This is a genomic window from Streptomyces sp. PL-29 (genome assembly GCF_058344425.1).
On the sequence record NZ_CP136996.1, the window covers coordinates 5024410 to 5044648 of the forward strand.

The 20239-nt window shown below is 71.0% G+C and carries 14 protein-coding genes and 1 pseudogene; 10 read left to right on the forward strand and 5 right to left on the reverse strand.

Going from position 1 to position 20239, the window contains the following annotated elements; genetic code table 11:
- Window positions 1-26: 26 nt before the first annotated feature.
- Together R4Z63_RS23270 and R4Z63_RS23275 are read right to left on the reverse strand one after the other, a co-directional pair.
- A complete protein-coding gene (locus tag R4Z63_RS23270) occupies window positions 27-1262 on the reverse strand; it encodes a PQQ-dependent sugar dehydrogenase (protein WP_384451647.1) in 1236 nt (411 codons plus the stop codon).
- Window positions 1263-1369: 107 nt separating this feature from the next.
- Window positions 1370-2377, reverse strand: a complete 1008-nt coding sequence (locus R4Z63_RS23275) for an aldo/keto reductase (RefSeq protein WP_037928161.1) — start codon at window positions 2375-2377, stop codon at window positions 1370-1372.
- Window positions 2378-2450: 73 nt separating this feature from the next.
- On the opposite strand from R4Z63_RS23275, the gene R4Z63_RS23280 reads away from it, so the two are divergent.
- The 6 genes from R4Z63_RS23280 (at window position 2451) to serA (ending at window position 12277) form a co-directional block, all read left to right on the forward strand.
- A complete protein-coding gene (locus tag R4Z63_RS23280; RefSeq protein WP_384451644.1) occupies window positions 2451-3398 on the forward strand; it encodes a 2-hydroxyacid dehydrogenase in 948 nt (315 codons plus the stop codon).
- 288 nt (window positions 3399-3686) lie between these two features.
- Window positions 3687-6581, forward strand: a complete 2895-nt coding sequence (locus R4Z63_RS23285; protein ID WP_384451641.1) for a putative bifunctional diguanylate cyclase/phosphodiesterase — start codon at window positions 3687-3689, stop codon at window positions 6579-6581.
- A 204-nt stretch (window positions 6582-6785) separates the two neighbouring features.
- The gene (locus R4Z63_RS23290; RefSeq protein ID WP_037928167.1) at window positions 6786-8672 is read left to right on the forward strand and encodes an acetolactate synthase large subunit; all 1887 of its coding nucleotides are present in this window, start codon (window positions 6786-6788) and stop codon (window positions 8670-8672) included.
- A 31-nt stretch (window positions 8673-8703) separates the two neighbouring features.
- On the forward strand, window positions 8704-9228 hold the full coding sequence (gene ilvN / locus R4Z63_RS23295; protein ID WP_037928169.1) for an acetolactate synthase small subunit: 525 nt from the start codon (window positions 8704-8706) through the stop codon (window positions 9226-9228).
- Between the two features lie 150 nt (window positions 9229-9378).
- Entirely contained in the window at window positions 9379-10380 is a 1002-nt protein-coding gene (gene ilvC / locus R4Z63_RS23300; RefSeq protein WP_037928172.1) for a ketol-acid reductoisomerase, read from the forward strand.
- A 307-nt stretch (window positions 10381-10687) separates the two neighbouring features.
- Window positions 10688-12277: a phosphoglycerate dehydrogenase gene (serA, locus tag R4Z63_RS23305; protein WP_037928707.1), complete on the forward strand. Its 1590-nt coding sequence runs from the start codon at window positions 10688-10690 to the stop codon at window positions 12275-12277.
- A gap of 84 nt (window positions 12278-12361) precedes the next feature.
- On the opposite strand, the pseudogene R4Z63_RS23310 reads toward serA, so the two are convergent.
- Window positions 12362-13802: pseudogene (locus R4Z63_RS23310) on the reverse strand (MFS transporter).
- Between the two features lie 102 nt (window positions 13803-13904).
- Here R4Z63_RS23310 and R4Z63_RS23315 point away from each other — a divergent pair.
- Complete coding sequence (locus tag R4Z63_RS23315) at window positions 13905-14483, forward strand: TetR/AcrR family transcriptional regulator (RefSeq protein WP_384451636.1); 579 nt, start codon at window positions 13905-13907, stop codon at window positions 14481-14483.
- A gap of 89 nt (window positions 14484-14572) precedes the next feature.
- Here the strand turns inward: R4Z63_RS23315 and R4Z63_RS23320 are convergent, their stop codons facing one another.
- Window positions 14573-15862 (reverse strand): PucR family transcriptional regulator, encoded by a 1290-nt coding sequence (locus R4Z63_RS23320; RefSeq protein WP_037928180.1) that lies wholly within the window; start codon window positions 15860-15862, stop codon window positions 14573-14575.
- A gap of 159 nt (window positions 15863-16021) precedes the next feature.
- Between R4Z63_RS23320 and R4Z63_RS23325 the strand changes: the two genes are divergently transcribed.
- Both R4Z63_RS23325 and pruA read left to right on the forward strand, forming a co-directional pair.
- Window positions 16022-16948, forward strand: a complete 927-nt coding sequence (locus R4Z63_RS23325; protein ID WP_037928183.1) for a proline dehydrogenase family protein — start codon at window positions 16022-16024, stop codon at window positions 16946-16948.
- A 32-nt stretch (window positions 16949-16980) separates the two neighbouring features.
- Window positions 16981-18612: an L-glutamate gamma-semialdehyde dehydrogenase gene (gene pruA / locus R4Z63_RS23330; protein ID WP_384451632.1), complete on the forward strand. Its 1632-nt coding sequence runs from the start codon at window positions 16981-16983 to the stop codon at window positions 18610-18612.
- A gap of 156 nt (window positions 18613-18768) precedes the next feature.
- Here the strand turns inward: pruA and R4Z63_RS23335 are convergent, their stop codons facing one another.
- Complete coding sequence (locus R4Z63_RS23335; protein WP_037928189.1) at window positions 18769-19470, reverse strand: nitroreductase family protein; 702 nt, start codon at window positions 19468-19470, stop codon at window positions 18769-18771.
- Between the two features lie 226 nt (window positions 19471-19696).
- Between R4Z63_RS23335 and R4Z63_RS23340 the strand changes: the two genes are divergently transcribed.
- A complete protein-coding gene (locus R4Z63_RS23340) occupies window positions 19697-20233 on the forward strand; it encodes a GNAT family N-acetyltransferase (RefSeq protein ID WP_384582352.1) in 537 nt (178 codons plus the stop codon).
- The last annotated feature ends 6 nt before the right edge of the window (window positions 20234-20239 follow it).

A 20239-nucleotide genomic window follows, 5' to 3' on the forward strand; every position in this document is an offset into this window, starting at 1 on the left:
GTGCCGGCCCCGCCCGGGCGCCCCGCTCACCGCACCGTCAGCGTCAGGATCCTGTCGTCGCCCGCCTCCGGCGACCCGCGCCCGTCCGTCTCGCTCGTGACCAGCAGCAGCCGGTCACCGCCGAGAGCGATCACCGTCCGCAGCCGGCCGTACTCGTCCTGCAAGAACGCCTCGGGTTCGGCGACCGGCTGCGTCCCGGACAACGGGATCCGCCACAGCCGCGCCCCCCTCAGCCCGGCCATCCATATCGACCCCTCGGCCCAGGCGATACCGCTCGGCGAGGCCTCGTCGGTCTTCCACACCGCCACCGGGTCCCGCATGCCGGGCCTGCCCGCCTTCCCCTCGGCCTCCGGCCAGCCGTAGTTCGCTCCGGGCTCGATCAGGTTCAGCTCGTCCCAGGTGTTCTGGCCGAACTCGGCCGCCCACAGCCGCTTGTCCTTGTCCCAGGCGAGGCCCTGCACATTCCGGTGCCCGTAGGAGTAGACGACCGAATCGGCCTCCGGATTGCCGTGCACCGGATCGCCGTCCGGGGTCATCCGCAGGATCTTGCCACCGAGCGACTTCAGGTCCTGCGCGAGACCGGTGACACCGGTCTCGCCCGTCCCCGCGTACAGCATCCCGTCCGGGCCGAAGGCGATCCGCCCGCCGTTGTGGATCAGCCCCTTGGGGATCCCGCGGAACACGGTGTCCGGAGCGCCCAGTTGCTGCCCGGGGGGTCTCTGCTCGTCATACCGCAGCCGTGCGATCCGGTTGTCGGAGGCGGTCGTGAAATAGGCGTACACCAGACGGTCCGAGGCGAAGTCGGGAGACAGCGCGAGGCCCAGCAGTCCGCCCTCGCCACCGGGATCCACGCCCGGGACCTCACCGATCTGCGTCACCGCACCCGATCCGGCCGTGACCCGGCTGATCGTCCCCTTGTCCCGGGAGGCGACCAGCAGATCGCCGCCCGGCAGCGGGGCCACACCCCAGGGCGATTCGAGGCCCTTGGCGGCCTCGCCGGTGACCGACACCGCCCCCTTCGCGGACGGCCCGGACACCGACGGGGACGCGGCCGCGGTCCCCGACGGTCCGGGCGAACCGGTCCCCGCCGCCGTCGTGCCCGGTGGGGAACCGCCCCGCCCGGTGTCCGGGGCGCCGTCCGGAGAGCATCCCGCCGCGAGCAGCGCCCCGCACCCGGCCAGCGCAACCGCCGCCAGCACGCTCCGGCGCCGCGCGCCCCGCCCCTCGGACCCCGCCTGCCCGGGAGAACTTCCGTATCGCATCGCCCTGCTCCCTTCGGTCCTCCGATCCTGCCCTTCACCCGTCTCAACAGCCGGGGCAGTTCCCGAAGTTCCACCACTCGTACACCCGATCGAGTGGGTTTGGGCGGTCAGTCCCAGGCTCCCACGTCCACCGGAAGGTCCGCGATCTCGGCCAGGTCCGCGGCCGTGAGCCGTACCTGCGCCGCCCGTGCGTTCTCCACCGCCCAGTGCGCGCGGTCCGCGCCCGGCACCGGCACCACCTGCGGCCCCTGGGCCAGCACCCAGGCCAGAGCCACCTGCGCGACCGTGACCCCGGGACCGTGCCGCCGCGCGACCCGCCGCAGCCCCGCCACCAGCACCTGGTTGGAAGCCATCGCCTCCGCCGTGAACCGCGGGTGCCGGGCCCGGACGTCCTGCGGCTCGAAACCCTCGCCCGGTGTGAGTGTGCCGGTCAGGAAACCGCTGCCCAACGGCATCGCGGCGAGGAACCCCACCCCGCGCGCCGCACACCACGGCAGCAGTTGCCGCGCCGCGTCCGGCGACCACACCGACAGCTCCGCCTGCACCGCGCTCACCGGGAACACCTGCTGCAGCCGCTCCAGGTGGCGCAGCGTCGTCCGGTAGCCGCGGTCACCGCGCCGCCCCGCCCCCGGGCCGGCACCGGCCCCCAGTGCGCAGAAGCCGAGCGCCCGCACCTTCCCCGCGCCCACCAACTCCGCCATGGCCCCCCAGGTCTCTTCTACCGGAACCTCCGGGTCGACCCGGTGCAGCTGGTAGAGGTCTATGACGTCCGTGCGCAGCCGACGCAGCGAGGCGTCGCACGCCCGCCGCAGGTACCCGGGCCTGCCGTCGGCCACCACGTGCTGGTCGCCCGCTCGCAGGCCGACCTTGGCCGACACGAATGCGTCGGATCGCCGCTCGCGCAGCACCCGTCCGAGCAGCAGCTCGTTGGTGAACGGCCCGTACACATCAGCGGTGTCCAGCAGGTTCGACCCGAGGTCCAGCGCCGCGTGCACGGCGGCCAAAGACTCGTGCCCCCGGCGCCGAGAAGGCGCGTACGCCCAGCTCATCGGCATACAGCCGAGGCCGACGGCGCCCACCCTCAGCGCCCCCGCCCCGATCGACCTGCGCTCCACCCCTGCGTCCCCCTCCGCTCCGGGCCACCAAACTAACGGCTTGATCAAGACGGCTTGGCATAGCCTCGTGATCATGACTGCAACGCCCCGGGACGTCTGGCTCCCCTTCCCCGCCGAAGAGGTCGCCGGCCTCCCCGACTCCTTCCGGTACCGCCAATGGGACGGCGAGGACGCCTTCCCGGCCGATCCGGCCGACTGCGTCTTCTACGTGGCCCCCTACATGAAGTCCGCCGGGGTCGCCGTGCGCCCGCTCGCCGAGATGCCCGCCGTCGAGGTCGTCCAGACCCTGACGGCCGGAATCGACGACGTGCTGGGCCGCCTCGGTGCCCTGCGCCCCGGCGTACGGCTGTGCAACGCCGCAGGAGTCCACACGGCCAGCACCGCCGAGCTGGCCCTCGCGCTGACCCTCGCCTCCCTGCGCGGCATCCCCGGTATGGTCCGCGGGCAGGACCGCGAGGAATGGCGCTCCGGCTTCTACGACGCACTCGCCGACAAGTCAGTTCTGATCATCGGCTACGGATCCATCGGTTCTGCCGTCGAGGACCGTCTCGTGCCCTTCGAGTGCGGGCGGATCGATCGCGTGGCCCGTGCGGCGCGGACCACCCCGCGGGGCCCGGTGCACGCCGTCGCCGACCTGCCCCGGCTCCTGCCGCACGCCGATGTGGTGATCCTCGTGACCCCCCTGACCGATGCCACCCGTGGTCTGGTGGGTGCCGAGTTCCTCGGCCGGATGAAGGACGGGGCCCTGCTCGTGAACGTGTCGCGCGGCCCCGTCGTCGACACCGGGTCGCTGCTCGCGGAGGTGGCGTCGGGCCGGCTGCGCGCGGCGCTCGACGTGACCGACCCGGAACCGCTGCCCGCCGGCCACCCGCTCTGGCACCTGCCGAACGTCTTGATCACGCCTCATGTCGGGGGCAGCAGCTCCGCGTTCGAGCCGAGGGCCAAGCGCCTGCTGGCACGCCAGCTCACCCGCTTCGCCGCCGGAGAACTCGTGGAGCACACCGTACTGATCACAGGATGACCCCCCCTTTTTTTGCGTACGCTCCGCAGCCATTCGAATGCGGGCGGTCGCCACAACTCCCCGCGCGGTAACGGAGAGTAGAGCAACTATGTCCCTGAGTGACGAAAGTGGTGTATCGTCCGGAAGAAGGGGCTGCGCCGCGAACGTCTGGCGCTGGGGAGTGATCGGACACTTTGGGGGGCGACGGGCGATGCACGGCCAATGGACGAAGGATCCGATGCGGCACAGCCGCCGGAAGCGACGCTGCCGCGACTGGACCGCGCCGGAACCAGCCGGCGAGGGGGACCGGTGAGCACCCAGGGGGCGGCGCTCCTGGACCGGCCGTCCGTCTCGGGCGGAGGCAGGAGCCTGGCGATGCAGCTTGTCCTCGCCGTCGTCAGCGGCGGGTACGCCGTCGGTGCCGCCCTCAACTGGGGGTCCGAGGAACTCGCCGAAATCATGGGCGACTTCGGACTCAGCGCGGCCGGACTGCTCGCCGCCGTCTCCTGCTACAGCTACGCGCGCACGATCGACACCCGCGAGCGCCCCGCCTGGCTGCTCTTCGCCTTCTCCTCCCTCATGGGCGCCTGCGGCAACGCCGTCTGGGGCTGGTACGAGGTGATCCTCGGCGAAGACGTGCCGAAGCCCTCGCTCGCCGATTTCGCCTTCCTCTGCTTCGCCCCACCCGCCATCGTGGGCCTGCTCGTCCTCGCCAAACGCCCGGTCACCCGCGCCGGCTGGGTGTGCCTGGGACTCGACTCCTGGCTGATCGGCGGCTCCCTGCTCACCCTGTCCTGGAGCCTCGCCCTGGCCCACGCGGCACGGACCGCCCAATCCGGTGCCCCCGGCAGCGTCCCGCGCGCCGCACTCTCCCTCGCCTACCCCCTGCTCGACATCGCGCTCGTCTCCATGGTCCTCGTCCTGCACTTCCGGCGGAGCGAGACCAACCGCTCCGCCGTCAACACCGCCATCGCGGCGCTGGCCCTGACCGTCCTGAGCGACGCCCTGTTCACCTCACCCCTGCTGAGCGCCGAATACCAGTCCGGACAGCTCCTCGACGCCGGCTGGTTCGCCGGTTCGCTGCTGCTGGCGTATGCACCCTGGGGCGCCCGGCGCGCCCACCAGGACCCGGTGCCGGCCGGTCACCCGCGCAGGGACCGGCCGCACAGCCGGCCGATCACCGGCTCGCTGCCCGCCCTCACGCCGTACCTCGCGGCCGCGGTGTGCACCCTCGGGATCCTCTACAACGTCGTGGACGGTCGGAAGGTCGACAGGATGGTCGTCTTCACCGGGTGCACCGTCGTGCTCGCCCTCGTCATCCGGCAGGGCATCATGCTGCTCGACAACATCGCGCTCACCCAGGAACTGGCGCAGAAGGAGAACCACTTCCGCTCCCTGGTCCAGGGCTCCAGCGACGTCATCATGATCGCCGCACCCACCGGGACCCTGCGCTACGTCAGCCCGGCTGCCGCCGGGGTCTACGGCCGCGAGGCGGAGGAACTGGTCGGCACCGAACTGGCCACCCTGATCCACCCGGACGACCTCGGCAGGGTGGTCCACGAGGTGCGCCGCTTCCTCGCCGCACCACCCGCCGAGGAGCCCACCACCCGCATCGAGTGCCGCTTCAAGTCGGGCGGCGGCGAGTGGCTGAACGTGGAGTCCACCGTCAACCGCCACCAGGGCGGACTCATCCTCAACAGTCGGGACGTCACCGAGCGCGTACGGCTCCAGGCCCAGCTCCAGCACAGCGCCGAACACGACCCGCTGACCGACCTGCCCAACCGGGCCCTCTTCACCCGCCGGGTGCACCAGGCCCTCACGGGCCGCCGCGCGGGCGACCACAGCACCGCCGTCCTCTTCATCGACCTCGACGGCTTCAAGGCGGTCAACGACACGATCGGCCACCAGGCCGGCGACGAACTGCTCATCGAGGCAGCCCGACGGCTCCAGGACTCGGTCCGGGCGGGGGACACCGCCGCCCGGCTCGGCGGCGACGAGTTCGCGGCGCTGATCCAGGGCGACGGCAGTCGCGACCGCAGCGCCCGCGAGTACCAGGTCCGCGAGATCGCCGACCGGCTGCGCACCAGGCTCTCCCAGCCGTACCGGATCGGCGGCAGCGACGTTCGGGTCGCCGCCAGCATCGGAGTGGCCTTCGCCGACCCCGGCATCACCCCATCCGACCTCATGCGCAACGCGGACCTGGCGATGTACCGGGCCAAGGCGGGCGGCAAGGACCGCGTCGAGACCTACGCCCCGCAGATGCAGGCCGAGGTGGTGCGCAAGGCGGAGCTGGCGGGACGGCTGCGCACCGCGCTGCATGAGGGCGAGTTCGCCCTGCTGCACCAGCCCGTGGTCTCCCTGTCCACTGGTGAGATCGCGGCCGTCGCCGCGCAGGCCCGATGGCGGTCGGCCCAGGGCATCCTCTTCACGCCGGCGGAATTCCTGCGGGTGGCCGAGTACAGCGAGGGCGCGGCGGGCCGGGGCGCCGCCGCAGGCCCCGGACCGGACGCCTCGCGCACCGCCGAGCTGGGGCGCTGGCTGCTGGAGGAGGCTGTCGAGCAGGCCGCAGACCGGCACCGGGCCGGGCACGACGTCCCCGTGGCTGTGCGGATGACCGCCCAGCGGCTCCTGGACAGCGCGCTCCCGCTCGGCTCCGTGGAAGCCCTGCTGACCCGGCACGGCCTGCCCTCGGGGGCCCTGGTACTGGAGCTCGCGGTGTCCGACCCCAGGGTGCCCTTCGACGATCTGGAGCGGCGCCTCGCGGCCCTGCACCGGCTGGGGGTGGGAATCGCCCTGGACGGCTTCGGCAGCGGCTACGCGGCCATCAGCGCCCTGCGCCGCCTCCCCGTGGACATGCTCAAGCTGGACCGGGGCCTGGTGGAGGGTGTGGTCGAGTCCGCCCGCCTACACAAGATCACAGCCGGTCTCTTGCGGATCGCAAACGACCTGGGTATGCGCTCGGTGGCCGATGGTGTGGACCTGCCGGAGCAGGTGGCGGCACTGCGTGCGATGGGGTGCACGCACGGCCAGGGGATGGCGTTTTCCGGCCCGCTCGACGAGTACAGGCTGCGCCGTGCGCTGGTGCGCGGTACGTTCCCAGTACCGGGCGGAGCGGCCCAGCCCGCACTGGCGGGCGGTTCCTCCGGGGGCACGATGGTCATCCGCAGAGGCTCACATAATGAGACGCCCGTCCCACCTACTTGACATCACCCTCCCGCCAGAGGGAGGGTCAGTGCCATGCGCACCCGAATTCTCGTACTTGGAAAGCGCGTCGGCTGAAGCTGGGGCCTCCATGTCCCCGCTCAAGACACCCGACGCGCTCCCCTCGCTTGCCTCCTGGCACGAGGGGTTTTTTGTTGCACTGGCACAGAGTCGAATCCGCGTAGAACCCTCAGCTTCGAGAAGAGAATGCCGATGACCGAGCAGGCCTCCGGGGCCCACCATCCGCAGCCGCGGCCCCGTTCCGGCGGACAGCAGCCCGCCGCAGTTGAGCACGTCACGGGTGCGCAGTCCCTCATCCGCTCTCTCGAAGAGGTGGGGTGCGACACCGTCTTCGGGATTCCGGGGGGCGCCATCCTCCCCGCGTACGACCCGATGATGGACTCGAAGAAGGTCCGTCACATCCTGGTCCGCCACGAGCAGGGGGCCGGCCACGCCGCCACCGGCTACGCCCAGGCCACCGGCAGGGTCGGAGTCTGCATGGCCACGTCCGGCCCGGGCGCCACCAACCTGGTCACCCCGATCGCCGACGCGCACATGGACTCCGTGCCGCTCGTCGCGATCACCGGCCAGGTCTCCTCCAAAGCGATCGGCACCGACGCCTTCCAGGAGGCGGACATCGTCGGCATCACCATGCCGATCACCAAGCACAACTTCCTGGTCACCAGGGCCGAGGACATCCCGAAGACGATCGCCGAGGCGTTCCACATCGCCGCCACCGGCCGCCCCGGCCCGGTCCTCGTCGACATCGCCAAGGACGCCCTGCAGGCGAAGACCACCTTCTCCTGGCCGCCCTCCCAGGACCTCCCCGGCTACCGGCCGGTCACCAAGCCGCACGCCAAGCAGATCCGCGAGGCCGCCAAGCTCATCTGCCAGGCCAAGCGTCCGGTCCTGTACGTCGGCGGCGGGGTGATGAAGTCCGGCGCCACCGCCGAGCTGAAGGTCCTCGCCGAGCTGACCGGCGTCCCGGTCTGCACCACCCTGATGGCCCTGGGTTCCTTCCCCGACAGCCACCCGCTGCACGTCGGCATGCCCGGCATGCACGGCAGCGTCACCGGCGTCACCGCGCTGCAGAAGTCGGACCTGCTGATCGCGCTCGGCACCCGCTTCGACGACCGCGTCACCGGCAAGCTGGACAGCTTCGCCCCCTTCGCCAAGGTCATCCACGCGGACATCGACCCCGCGGAGATCGGCAAGAACCGAGCCGTCGACGTCCCGATCGTCGGTGACGCCCGCGAGGTCATCGCCGACCTGATCCAGGCAGTGCAGGCCGAGCACACCGAGGGGAACGCCGGCGACTACACCGCCTGGTGGAACGACCTCAACCGCTGGCGCGAGACGTACCCGCTGGGCTACGACCTGCCCGAGGACGGCAGCCTGTCCCCGCAGCAGGTCATCGAGCGGATCGGCGCGCTCGCGCCGAAGGGCACGGTCTTCGCGGCCGGCGTCGGCCAGCACCAGATGTGGGCCTCGCACTTCGTCTCGTACGAGGAGCCCCGCACCTGGCTGAACTCCGGTGGCGCCGGGACCATGGGCTATGCGGTCCCCGCCGCGATGGGCGCCAAGGTCGGCATGCCCGAGCGCACCGTCTGGGCGATCGACGGCGACGGCTGCTTCCAGATGACCAATCAGGAACTGGTCACCTGCGCGCTGAACAACATCCCGATCAAGGTCGCCATCATCAACAACGGTGCACTGGGCATGGTGCGCCAGTGGCAGACGCTGTTCTACAACCAGCGGTACTCCAACACCGTCCTGCACGCCGACGACACCGGTCACGACACGGTCGGCTCCCAGCTCGGCGAGTCCCTCGCCCCCCGCAAGGGCACGCGCGTCCCGGACTTCGTCAAGCTGTCGGAGGCGATGGGCTGCGTGGCGCTGCGCTGCGAGGACCCGGCCGACCTGGACAAGGTCATCGCCGAGGCCAACGCGATCAACGACCGTACCGTCGTCATCGACTTCATCGTCCACGAGGACGCCATGGTGTGGCCGATGGTCGCCGCCGGCACCTCCAACGACGAGGTCATGGCAGCCCGGGGCGTCCGTCCCGACTTCGGCGACAACGAAGACGACTGAGCCGAGAGAGCCGAGAGAGAGAACGCCTCACATGTCCAAGCACACGCTCTCCGTCCTGGTCGAGAACACGCCCGGCATCCTCGCCCGGATCGCCGCCCTGTTCTCCCGCCGCGGGTTCAACATCGACTCCCTCGCGGTCGGCGTCACCGAGCATCCCGACATCTCCCGCATCACCATCGTCGTCAACGTCGAGGACCTCCCGCTGGAGCAGGTGACCAAGCAGCTGAACAAGCTGGTCAACGTGCTCAAGATCGTCGAACTGGAGCCGCAGAGCGCCATCGAGCGCGAACTCGTTCTGGTGAAGGTCCGCGCCGACAACGAGACCCGCTCGCAGATCGTCGAGATCGTCCAGCTGTTCCGCGCCAAGACGGTCGACGTCTCCCCGGAGGCCGTCACCATCGAGGCGACCGGCGGTTCCGACAAGCTCGGCGCGATGCTCAAGATGCTGGAGCCCTTCGGCATCAAGGAGCTCGTCCAGTCCGGCACGATCGCCATAGGGCGAGGCGGACGGTCCATCACGGACCGCAGCCTGCGCGCGCTCGACCGCAGCGCCTGATCCGGCCGATACGGCGGCCGCGCCACACAGCGGCCGCCGCGGCCGATGCCGCGGCAGACACGCTCGGCCCGCATAGCGAGACCGACAAACTCAGATTCCGTTCCCCGCCGTACGGTGGGAGCAACACCAGCGCACCAAGGAGATATCCCAGTGGCCGAGCTGTTCTACGAGAACGACGCCGACCTGTCCATCATCCAGGGCCGCAAGGTCGCGGTCATCGGCTACGGCAGCCAGGGCCACGCCCACGCGCTGTCGCTCCGTGACTCCGGCGTCGACGTCGTCGTCGGCCTGAAGGAGGGCTCGAAGTCCAAGGCCAAGGCCGAGGAGCAGGGCCTGAAGGTCGTCCCCGTGGCCGAGGCCGCCGAGTGGGCGAACGTCATCATGATCCTCACTCCGGACCCGCTGCAGGCCGAGATCTACGAGGAGTCCATCAAGGACCACCTCAAGGAGGGCGACGCGCTCTTCTTCGGCCACGGCTTCAACGTCCGCTACGGCTTCATCAAGCCCCCCACCAACGTGGACGTCGCGCTGGTCGCCCCGAAGGGCCCGGGCCACCTGGTCCGCCGCCAGTACGAGGAGGGCCGCGGTGTTCCGTGCATCGCCGCCGTCGAGCAGGACGCCACCGGCAAGGCCTTCGACCTGGCGCTCTCGTACGCGGCCGGTATCGGCGGCACCCGCGCCGGCGTCATCAAGACCACCTTCACCGAGGAGACCGAGACCGACCTGTTCGGTGAGCAGGCAGTTCTGTGCGGTGGCGCGTCCGCGCTGGTCAAGGCCGGTTTCGAGACCCTGACCGAAGCGGGCTACCAGCCGGAGATCGCCTACTTCGAGTGCCTCCACGAGCTGAAGCTCATCGTCGACCTCATGTACGAGGGCGGCCTGGAGAAGATGCGCTGGTCGGTCTCCGAGACCGCCGAGTGGGGCGACTACATCACCGGCCCGCGCGTCATCACCGACGCCACCAAGGCCGAGATGAAGAAGGTCCTCGAGGAGATCCAGAGCGGCAAGTTCGCTGAGGAGTGGATGGCCGAGTACAAGGCCGGTCTGCCCAAGTACAACGAGTACAAGAAGGCCGACTCGGAGCACCTGCTCGAGACCACGGGCAAGAAGCTGCGCAAGCTGATGAGCTGGGTCGACAGCGACGAGAGCTGATCTCGCGGCGGCGGGGTCGGGACGCCGGGTCCCGGCCCCGCCGCGCACCACCGTGCGGTACGGCACTCGCCGCACCGGTGACCGGAGCGCCGGGACGGAGCCCTGACGGGCCCTGCTTGTCCACCCCGGCCAACCACGGAAGAGTGATCCTTCCGTACAGGCGGAAAACCGGTCCGCTGACGCCACTACACTGCTCAACACATACGCGTCAGGCCCACAGTGTCGTGCGTCTTCCACGCGGCTACCCCCTCCACCGCCTGCGGCCGTCGGGACGGCCGTCCGCACTGGACTTGTGAGGATGACCCACGTGAGCTCGAAACCTGTCGTACTCATCGCCGAAGAGCTGTCGCCCGCCACGGTGGACGCGCTCGGTCCGGACTTCGAGATCCGGCACGTCAACGGAGCCGACCGCGCGGAGCTGCTGCCCGCGATCGCCGACGTCGACGCGATCCTCGTCCGCTCCGCGACGAAGGTGGACGCCGAGGCCATCGCCGCGGCCAGGAAGCTGAAGGTCGTCGCCCGCGCGGGCGTCGGTCTGGACAACGTCGACGTCTCCGCCGCCACCAAGGCCGGTGTGATGGTAGTCAACGCCCCGACCTCCAACATCGTGACCGCCGCCGAGCTCGCCTGCGGCCTGCTCGTCGCCACGGCCCGCAACATCCCGCAGGCCAACACCGCACTGAAGAACGGCGAGTGGAAGCGGAACAAGTACACGGGTGTCGAGCTCAGCGAGAAGACCCTGGGTGTCGTCGGCCTCGGCCGCATCGGCGTCCTCGTCGCCCAGCGCATGTCGGCCTTCGGTATGAAGATCGTCGCGTACGACCCCTACGTCCAGCCCGCGCGCGCCGCCCAGATGGGCGTCAAGATGCTGACGCTGGACGAGCTGCTGGAGGTCGCCGACTTCATCACGGTGCACCTGCCCAAGACCCCCGAGACCCTCGGTCTCATCGGTGACGAGGCGCTGCACAAGGTCAAGCCGTCGGTCCGTATCGTCAACGCCGCGCGTGGCGGCATCGTCGACGAGGCCGCCCTGTACTCGGCCCTCAAGGAGGGCCGCGTCGCCGGCGCCGGCCTGGACGTGTACGCCAAGGAACCCTGCACGGACTCCCCGCTCTTCGAGCTCGACCAGGTCGTCTGCACCCCGCACCTCGGCGCGTCCACCGACGAGGCCCAGGAGAAGGCCGGTGTCTCGGTCGCCAAGTCGGTGCGCCTCGCCCTCGCCGGTGAGCTCGTGCCGGACGCGGTCAACGTCCAGGGCGGCGTCATCGCCGAGGACGTCCGTCCGGGCCTGCCGCTCGCCGAGAAGCTCGGCCGCATCTTCACAGCCCTCGCGGGCGAGGTCGCGGTCCGCCTCGACGTCGAGGTCTGCGGCGAGATCACCCAGCATGACGTCAAGGTGCTCGAACTGTCCGCGCTCAAGGGCGTCTTCGAGGACGTCGTCGACGAGACGGTCTCCTACGTCAACGCCCCGCTGTTCGCGCAGGAGCGCGGTGTCGAGGTGCGTCTGACCACCAGCTCGGAGTCGCCGGACCACCGCAACGTGGTGACCGTGCGCGGCACCCTCTCGGACGGTCAGGAGGTCTCCGTCTCCGGCACGCTCGCGGGCCCGAAGCACCTTCAGAAGATCGTGGGCATCGGCGAGTACGACGTGGACCTGGCGCTCGCCGACTACATGGTCGTGCTGCGCTACACCGACCGTCCCGGCGTGGTCGGTACCGTCGGCCGCGTCCTCGGCGAGGGCGGCCTGAACATCGCGGGCATGCAGGTCGCCCGGGCGGAGGAGCACGGCGAGGCCCTCGCGGTCCTGACCGTCGACGCCGAGGTGCCGGCGGGCGTCCTCGCGGACATCGCCGCCGAGATCGGCGCCGCCTCGGCGCGCACCGTCAGCCTCGCCTGACGCCGCCACAGCAGTGAGACGGGGAAGGGCCCGGGGGAGACTCCGGGCCCTTCCGCGTTCCTCCGGATGCGTCGCGCCGTCCGGTCAGTCGTACGCCGCCTCGTGCTCCCGCGCCCCGGGCCCCCGGGCGGGCTCCGGCGTGGCGGGGGCACCGATGCCCCGCAGCAGGGACGCGGCCAGCAGGGCCGCCCCGAGCAGCAAGGCCGCGGCCCCCCAGGCGGCGTACTGCATGCCGTGGACGAAGGCCTCGCGGGCCGGGGCCAGGACCTGCGCACCGGCCGCCCCGCCGATCCGGTGCGCGGTGGCCACGGCGCCGCCCAGGGTCTCCCGTACGGCCGGTTCGGCGCCCGCCAGGTCGCTGCGGTAGACGGCGGTGCCCAGGCTGCCGCGGACCGCCATGCCCAGGGCGCCGCCGAACTCCGTGCCGGTCTCCAGCAGCGAGGCGGCGGAACCCGCCTTCTCGGCCGGGGCCGCGCCCAGGGCCATGTCGGAGACGAGGGACATTACGGCGACGATGCCCGAGGCCAGGACACCGGTACCGGTCAGCAGCAGCCACAGGGAGTCGGTGCCCACCAGCGCGATCAGCGAGCAGCCGGCGGCGGCGAGGACGAACCCGCCGGCGACGACGTGGGCCCGGTCCGTCCTGCGGGCGAGGGCGGCGGAGGCGGGGGCCGCCGCGCCGATGACAACGGAGGGGGCGAGGCTCCACAGGGCGGCTTCCAGTGCGCCCATGCCGAGTACCGACTGGAGGTACTGGGTGGTGAAGTAGGCCGAGCCGAGCATGGCGAAGGCGGCGAGGGTGTTCAGGGCGATACCGGAGCCGAAGCCGCGGCCCCGGAACAGCGAACGGCTGATCATGGCCGTCCACGACCGGCAGTACGGCGGCCGCGGACAGCGGGGCGCCGAGCAGGTCGAAGCGGCCGGGGGCGGGGTCCTTGAACTCCGGGACCAGGAAGGGGACCAGGGTGAGCAGGAGGGCCATCGCGGGCACGTTGACCAGGAAGACGGAGCCCCACCAGAAGTGGTTCAGCATCATGCCGCTGAGCACCGATCCGAGCGCGATGCCGCCGGTCATGGCGCCGGACCAGATGGCGATGGCCTTGCCGCGCTGGCCGTCGTCCTGGAAGAGGTTGCGGACGAGTGCCAGCGTGGACGGCATCAGTGTGGCACCGCCTATGCCCAGCAGGACCGGGGCGGCGATGAGCATCTCCGCGCTGGTGGAGTAGGCGGCACCCACCGAGGCGATGCCGAAGGCGCCGGCTCCGATCAGCAGCAGCCTGCGGCGGCAGATCCGGTCGCCGAGCGAGCCCATCGTGATCAGCAGTCCGGAGAGGGCGAAGGCGTAGCTGTCGAAGATCCAGAGCTGCTGGGTGGCGCTCGGGTCGAGCTGTTCGGTGATCGCCGGGATGGCGAAGTAGAGGACCGAGACGTCCATGGAGACCAGGAGCAGGGGCAGCGACAGGACGGTGAAGGCGGTCCATTCGCGGCGGCCGGCGAGGCGTGCTGTGGCGGAGGGGTTCGACATGCCGAGAAACGTACACACGTATAAAACATTCGTCTATGACGAGTGTGTGAAACGCTTGTATGGGACTGTCGTCTGGTACATCCGTCTTGCTACGGTGAGGGCATGGGACATCGCGAAGATCTGCTCGAAGGCGCCAAGAAGTGCCTGGTGGAGAAGGGGTTCGTGCGCACCACCGCGCGCGACATCGTCAGCGCGTCGGGGACGAACCTCGCCTCCATCGGCTACCACTACGGCTCGAAGGACGCCCTGCTCACCGAGGCGTTCATCGGCCTGATGGAGGAGTGGGGGGCGGTCTTCCAGGACAGTCTGGCCGGTGAGGGCGGATCGCTGGAGCGCTTCCGAGCACTGTGGGAAGGCGTCATCGCGCAGCACGAGAAGTCCGCACCCGTCTGGGCGGCGAGCCTGGAGGTGGCGCTCGGCCGCGACCAGCGGCCCGAGCTGCGGACCCTGCTCGCCGCCTCGCAGGCCGAGGGGCGCCGCGGGCTGATCTCGATGCTCACCGGCACCCCGGAGGGCGAACTCGACGACCGGGACGTGCGCACCCTGGGCTCCTTCTACCAGGCGCTGCTCAACGGCCTGATGATCCAGTGGCTCTTCGACCCGGAGTCGGCGGCCACGGCCGAGGAGTTCACCGAGGGCATGCGCCGGGCCGCCGAGGCGATGACCCGGCCGCAGGGGTAGCCGGAGCCCGGAGTCGCCACACCCGGCCGACGGCCGCGGACCCGAAACGGCGGGGCGCCGGGCGCAGCCCCGGGCCGGCCCGGGGCCCCTCAGGCCAGGCGGGAGGCCTTCAGGGCCATGTGGAGCAGCAGGCGGTCCTCGCCCGCGTCGAGGTCGAGCCCGGTCAGCTGTTCCACGCGGCCGAGCCGGTAGTAGAGCGTCTGGCGGTGGATGCCGAGGGCGGCGGCGGCGCGGCCCGCCTGGCCGGCGCAGTCCAGGAACACCTCGGCGGTACGGGCCAGTTCGCGGTGTGCGGGGGCGAGCAGGGTGCGGGCCGCCGGATCGTCCACCGGGTCGGCGGCCAGGTTCGCCAACAGCCGGTACGGGCCGATCTGCGACCACTGGGCAACCGGGCCGAGTCGCGGCTCGGCGACCGCCGCGCGAGCCGCGGCGACGGCCTGTTCCCAGGCGGCGGGCAGGTCGGCGAGGCCGCGGAGGGGATCGGCGACGCCCGCGGTCATCCGGAGCGCGCCGGCCGCAGGGGTGGCACCGGCGGCCGCGGACGCGCCGGCCGCCGCCCCGGAGCGGGATGCGGCGGAGCCCGCAGCGGCCGCGGTCGCCGTCGGCCGTGCCGCGCGCGGCAGCAGCCGTGCCACCGCCGTCAGGGCCGGAGCCAGCGCGTCCGTCGACCGCAGCCGGAGCAGCAGAGCCAGAGCCAGGCCGCCCGCGGGCCCGGCGGCCGGCACCTCGCCCGGCTCGCCCGCGCCGCCGCCCCGCCGGGGTACGACGCACACGGCCGCCGCGCCCGGTACGGACGCCGGAGCCTCGTCGGGCCAGGGCGTCACGCAGACCGCCGCGTGCAGGCCGTCCCCGCCCGGCCCGAGGGCGGCCCGCAGGGCAGCCACCGCCATGTCCTGCTGCCACCCCCGCGCCGCCGTGAGCACCGCCTGGAACTCCCGTGACAGGTCCGCTCCGGCCTTCGCCTCCTCGGCGAGCAGCACTCCGATCCGCTGGGCCACCTCCATGGCCGCGGCCAGCGCAGAGGGGTCGGGGCCGGGCGTGCCGGGCTCCTGGTCGAGCAGCCACACGTAGCCTTGCACGACGCCCCGGGACCGCACCGGCAGGCAGATCCGCCCCCGGAACACGCCTGCGTCGGGTGCCGCCGGGATGCGGACGGGGCCGGTGGCGCGGGCGATGCCGAAGCCCTCGAACCAGGCACGGACGGCAGCCGTCGACTGTCGGGTCAGGATCGACCGGGTGCGCACGGGGTCCATCGCGAGATCGTCGTCGCTGTCGTGGGCGCCGAAGGCAATGAGGCGGAAGTCCCGGTTCTCAAGGGTCGCCGGGGCGCCGAGCAGCGCCGAGATCTCGTCCACCAGGTCCTGGTAATCGCCCTTCACGCGGACATTCTCCCACCCGCGGCCATCGTCTTCAGACAGATGTATGAGATCGCGGACACGGATGCGTGACAGCTGTCGATGGCAGAGGATCGAAGCGATCCTTAGGTTTCACGGTGGTTTCACTTGCGCTTTTCTTCTGCCACCCGCTGGAGGTGCCCCGTGCTGGGTCCCGTGATCCTCGCCGCTTCGCGCAGCGACAAGATGCGTCGTATCGTCTCTGCCGCCCCGGTGACCAAGCCCGTGGTGAACCGTTTCATCCCCGGAGAGACGGTCGACCAGGTCATCCCGATCGTCGAGGACCTCACCAGGGCGGGCCTGGAGGTCACCCTCGACGTCGTCGGCGAGGACATCACCGAGGTGGCGCAGTCCCACGCCGCGCGTGACGCCTACCTCCAGCTCATCGAGCGCCTCGCGGAGCTCGGCCTCGGCGAGAAGGCCGAGATGTCCGTCAAGCTGTCCATGTTCGGCCAGGCCCTGGAGGGCGGCCACGAGCTGGCGCTCGCCAACGTCCGCCCGGTCGTGGAGGCTGCCGCCGCCATCGGCACCACCGTGACGCTGGACGCCGAGGACCACACGACCCTCGACTCGATGTTCGCCATCCACGAGGAGCTGCGCAGGGACTTCCCGCAGACCGGCTGCGTCATCCAGGCGTACCTCTTCCGCACCGAGGCCGACGCCCGCCGGCTGGCCGCCAACGGCAGCCGCGTGCGGATCGTCAAGGGCGCCTACAAGGAGCCCGCCGAGGTTGCCTACCAGGACAAGGCCGAGATCGACAAGGCGTACGTCCGCATCCTCAAGATCCTGATGGACGGCGAGGGCTACCCGATGATCGGGTCCCATGACCCGCGCCTGATCGCCATCGGCCAGGAGCTCGCCCGCAAGGCCGGGCGCAAGCTGGACGAGTACGAATTCCAGATGTTGTACGGCATCCGCAGCGAGGAGCACCTGCGGCTCGCCGCCGAAGGCCACCGCATGCGCGTGTACACCGCGTACGGGACGGACTGGTACGGCTACTTCATGCGCCGCCTCGCGGAGAAGCCGGCCAACCTCTTGTTCTTCGTCCGCTCGATGATCACCAAGAACTAGCCAAGAACCAGGTCTAAGGAGTTATCAGCCCCATGGATGCTGTGACCCAGGTCCCCGCGCCGGTCAACGAGCCGGTCCACTCGTACGCCCCCGGGACCCCGGAGCGCGCGCGTCTCGAGGCGCAGCTGAAGCTGCTGTCCGAGAACCCGATCGACCTCCCGATGACGATCAACGGCGTCAAGCGGATGGGCGGCGGCGAGCGCTTCGACGTGGTCCAGCCGCACGACCACAAGTCGGTGCTCGGCACCTACGCGAACGCCACCGGGGCCGACGCCCAGGAGGCTATCGACGCCGCCCTGGCCGCCGCCCCGGCCTGGCGCGCGATGTCCTTCGACGACCGCGCGGCGATCATCCTGCGCGCCGCCGAGCTGCTGTCCGGCCCGTGGCGCGAGAAGCTCGCCGCCTCCACCATGCTGGGCCAGTCGAAGACCGCCCAGCAGGCGGAGATCGACACCCCGTGCGAGCTCGTCGACTTCTGGCGCTTCAACGTCCACTTCGCCCGCCAGATCCTGGCCGAGCAGCCGGTCGCGAACTCCGCCGGCGTGTGGAACCGCAGCGACCACCGCCCGCTCGAAGGCTTCGTCTACGCGATCACGCCCTTCAACTTCACGGCCATCGCCGGTAATCTGCCGACCGCTCCCGCCCTGATGGGCAACGTGGTCCTGTGGAAGCCGTCCCCCACGCAGACCCACTCCGCCGTCCTCCTCATGGAGCTCCTGGAGGAGGCCGGCCTGCCCAAGGGCGTCATCAACCTGGTGACGGGCGACGGCATCGCCGTGTCCGAGGTGGCCCTGAACCACCCGGAGCTGGCCGGCATCCACTTCACCGGCTCGACCAAGACCTTCCAGTACCTGTGGAAGACGGTCGGCAACAACATCGAGACGTACAAGTCCTACCCGCGCCTGGTCGGCGAGACCGGCGGCAAGGACTTCGTCGTCGCGCACCCGTCCGCGGACCGCGCGATCCTGAAGACCGCCCTGACCCGCGGATCATTCGAGTTCCAGGGCCAGAAGTGCTCGGCGTCCTCGCGCGCCTACGTCCCGGCCTCCATCTGGAACGACGGCTTCAAGGAGGCCTTCGCGGCCGAGGTCGACGGCATCACCATGGGCCCGGTCACCGACCTGACCAACTTCATCGGCGCTGTCATCGACGACCGCTCCTTCGCGAAGAACAAGGCCGCGATCGACCGCGCCAAGGCCGACCCGACCTGTGAGATCGTCGCGGGCGGTACCTACGACGACTCCGAGGGCTACTTCGTCCGCCCGACCGTCATCGTCTGCACCGACCCGGAGAACGAGGTCTTCACGACCGAGTACTTCGGCCCGATCCTCGCCGTGCACGTCTACGAGGACGAGAAGTACGAGGAGATGCTGGCTCAGATGGAGTCCGTCTCGGCGTACGCCCTGACCGGCTCGATCATCGCCGCGGACCGTTACGCAGCGGCGGACGCGATGGAGAAGCTCCGCTTCGCGGCGGGCAACTTCTACATCAACGACAAGTCCACCGGCGCGGTCGTCGGCCAGCAGCCCTTCGGCGGGGGCCGCGCCTCGGGGACCAACGACAAGGCCGGCGCCGCGTCGAACCTGCTCCGCTGGACCTCGACCCGTTCCATCAAGGAGACCCTGGTCCCGCCGACCGAGTACGGCTACCCCCACATGGGCTGACCCCGGCCCCTGCTGAACCCCGCCCCCGTTCCGGTACCCCCAAGTCCGGAACGGGGGCGGTTTCCAGTTCCCCGGCGGACAACCCCGGCCAGGAGCAGGAGCAGGAGCAGGAGCAGGAGCAGGAGCAGGAGCCGGTGCCGCCCGGCGGTGAGGCCGTCAGACCTCGACGATGACCTGGTCGAGGGACTTGCGGACCAGGTCCGGGACCGTGCAGTCGTCCGCCGGGTAACCGACCGGGATCACCGCGAAGGCCTTCTCGTTCTCCGGCCGGTCCAGGACGTGACTCAGGAAGCGCATCGGGCTCGGCGTGTGGATCAGGGCGGCCAAGCCGCTCAGGTGCAGGGCGGAGAGCAGCATGCCGACCGCGATGCCGACCGACTCGTCCACGTAGTAGTGCTTGCGCTTCGTGCCGTCGGGGCCGAGCCAGTACCGCTGCTGGAAGACCACGATCAGCGCCGGTGCGTCCGTGAGGTGGGTTTTCACGGCGTCCGTGCCGAGCGGGCGCAGGGCCGCCAGCCATTCGTCGCCGAGGCGCCCGTCGTAGGAGAGCTCCTCCTCCTGTTCTGCGGCCGCACGGATCTGCCGGCGTACGGCCGGATCCTTGACCAGGACGAAGGTCCACGGCTGCTGGTGCGCTCCGGACGGCGCCGTCGCCGCGCAGGCGATGGCGTCCAGGACGGCCTGTTCGGGCACCGGGTCGGGGGAGAAGTGGCGTACGGTCCGCCGCTGGTCCATCCGCGCCCGCAACTCGGCGGCGCGTGCGAGGGATTCGTGCTGCGGCATCCGTTCGGGCCGGTAGGCGGCCGGACGGTACGGCTGGCCGTGGGTGGGGGTCCACTGCTGGGTATCGGGCGACATGGGGTGAGTCTGCCGAAGCACTGGTCCAGACCGCCAGAGCCGGTTCGGCCGATGGCGGCTGGTGTCCGGCGTTCGGCGTCCGCAATGCGATCTCGGTGCGGCCCCGGTCCTTGGTACGTTCACGGGATGAGCGAAGGCGTCGGAGCGCGGCGTCCGGATGCCGGGAGCCCGGACGGCCGCACGCGGTCCACCGAGTACGCCGAGTCACCGACTGGCGGGAGCAGAGATGGACACGCGCACCGCGCACACCTCGGAACTGACCGCCGCCGAGCTCCGCGCGATCCGGACCCTGCTCGACGACGCCTTCGAGGGGGACTTCGCCGACGAGGACTTCGAGCACGCGCTCGGCGGCATGCACGTGCTGATCGGCGTGGACGGCAGGCTCGCCGCGCACGGAAGTGTCGTACAGCGGCGGGTCGTGCACCGGGGGCGCGCCCTGCGCACCGGATACGTCGAGGCCGTTGCCGTACGGGCCGACCTGCGCCGCCGCGGCCTCGGCGGACGGGTGACGGAGCGGCTGGAGCAGGTCGTGGCGGGGGCCTACGTGCTGGGCGCGCTGTCGGCCTCGGAACAGGGCGCCGGGCTCTACCTGGCCCGGGGCTGGTCGGTGTGGCCGGGCGAGGTGGGGGTGCTCTCCCCGGAGGGACCGGTGCGGCTGCCCGAGGAGGAGGGCTCCACCCATGTGTGGACACCGCCCGGCGGGGTCCGGCCGGACCCCGCCGGGCGGCTCGACTTCGACTGGCGCGACGGGGACGTCCTTTAGGACACC

Excerpts from the sequence above, each read along its gene's own strand:
- R4Z63_RS23270 (WP_384451647.1), bottom strand. The coding sequence starts at position 1,262 with ATGCGATACGGAAGTTCTCCCGGGCAGGCGGGGTCCGAGGGGCGGGGC.
- R4Z63_RS23280 (WP_384451644.1), top strand. The coding sequence starts at position 2,451 with ATGACTGCAACGCCCCGGGACGTCTGGCTCCCCTTCCCCGCCGAAGAG.
- R4Z63_RS23290 (WP_037928167.1), top strand. The coding sequence starts at position 6,786 with ATGCCGATGACCGAGCAGGCCTCCGGGGCCCACCATCCGCAGCCGCGG.
- ilvN (WP_037928169.1), top strand. The coding sequence starts at position 8,704 with ATGTCCAAGCACACGCTCTCCGTCCTGGTCGAGAACACGCCCGGCATC.
- R4Z63_RS23315 (WP_384451636.1), top strand. The coding sequence starts at position 13,905 with ATGGGACATCGCGAAGATCTGCTCGAAGGCGCCAAGAAGTGCCTGGTG.
- pruA (WP_384451632.1), top strand. The coding sequence starts at position 16,981 with ATGGATGCTGTGACCCAGGTCCCCGCGCCGGTCAACGAGCCGGTCCAC.
- R4Z63_RS23335 (WP_037928189.1), bottom strand. The coding sequence starts at position 19,470 with ATGTCGCCCGATACCCAGCAGTGGACCCCCACCCACGGCCAGCCGTAC.
- R4Z63_RS23340 (WP_384582352.1), top strand. The coding sequence starts at position 19,697 with ATGGACACGCGCACCGCGCACACCTCGGAACTGACCGCCGCCGAGCTC.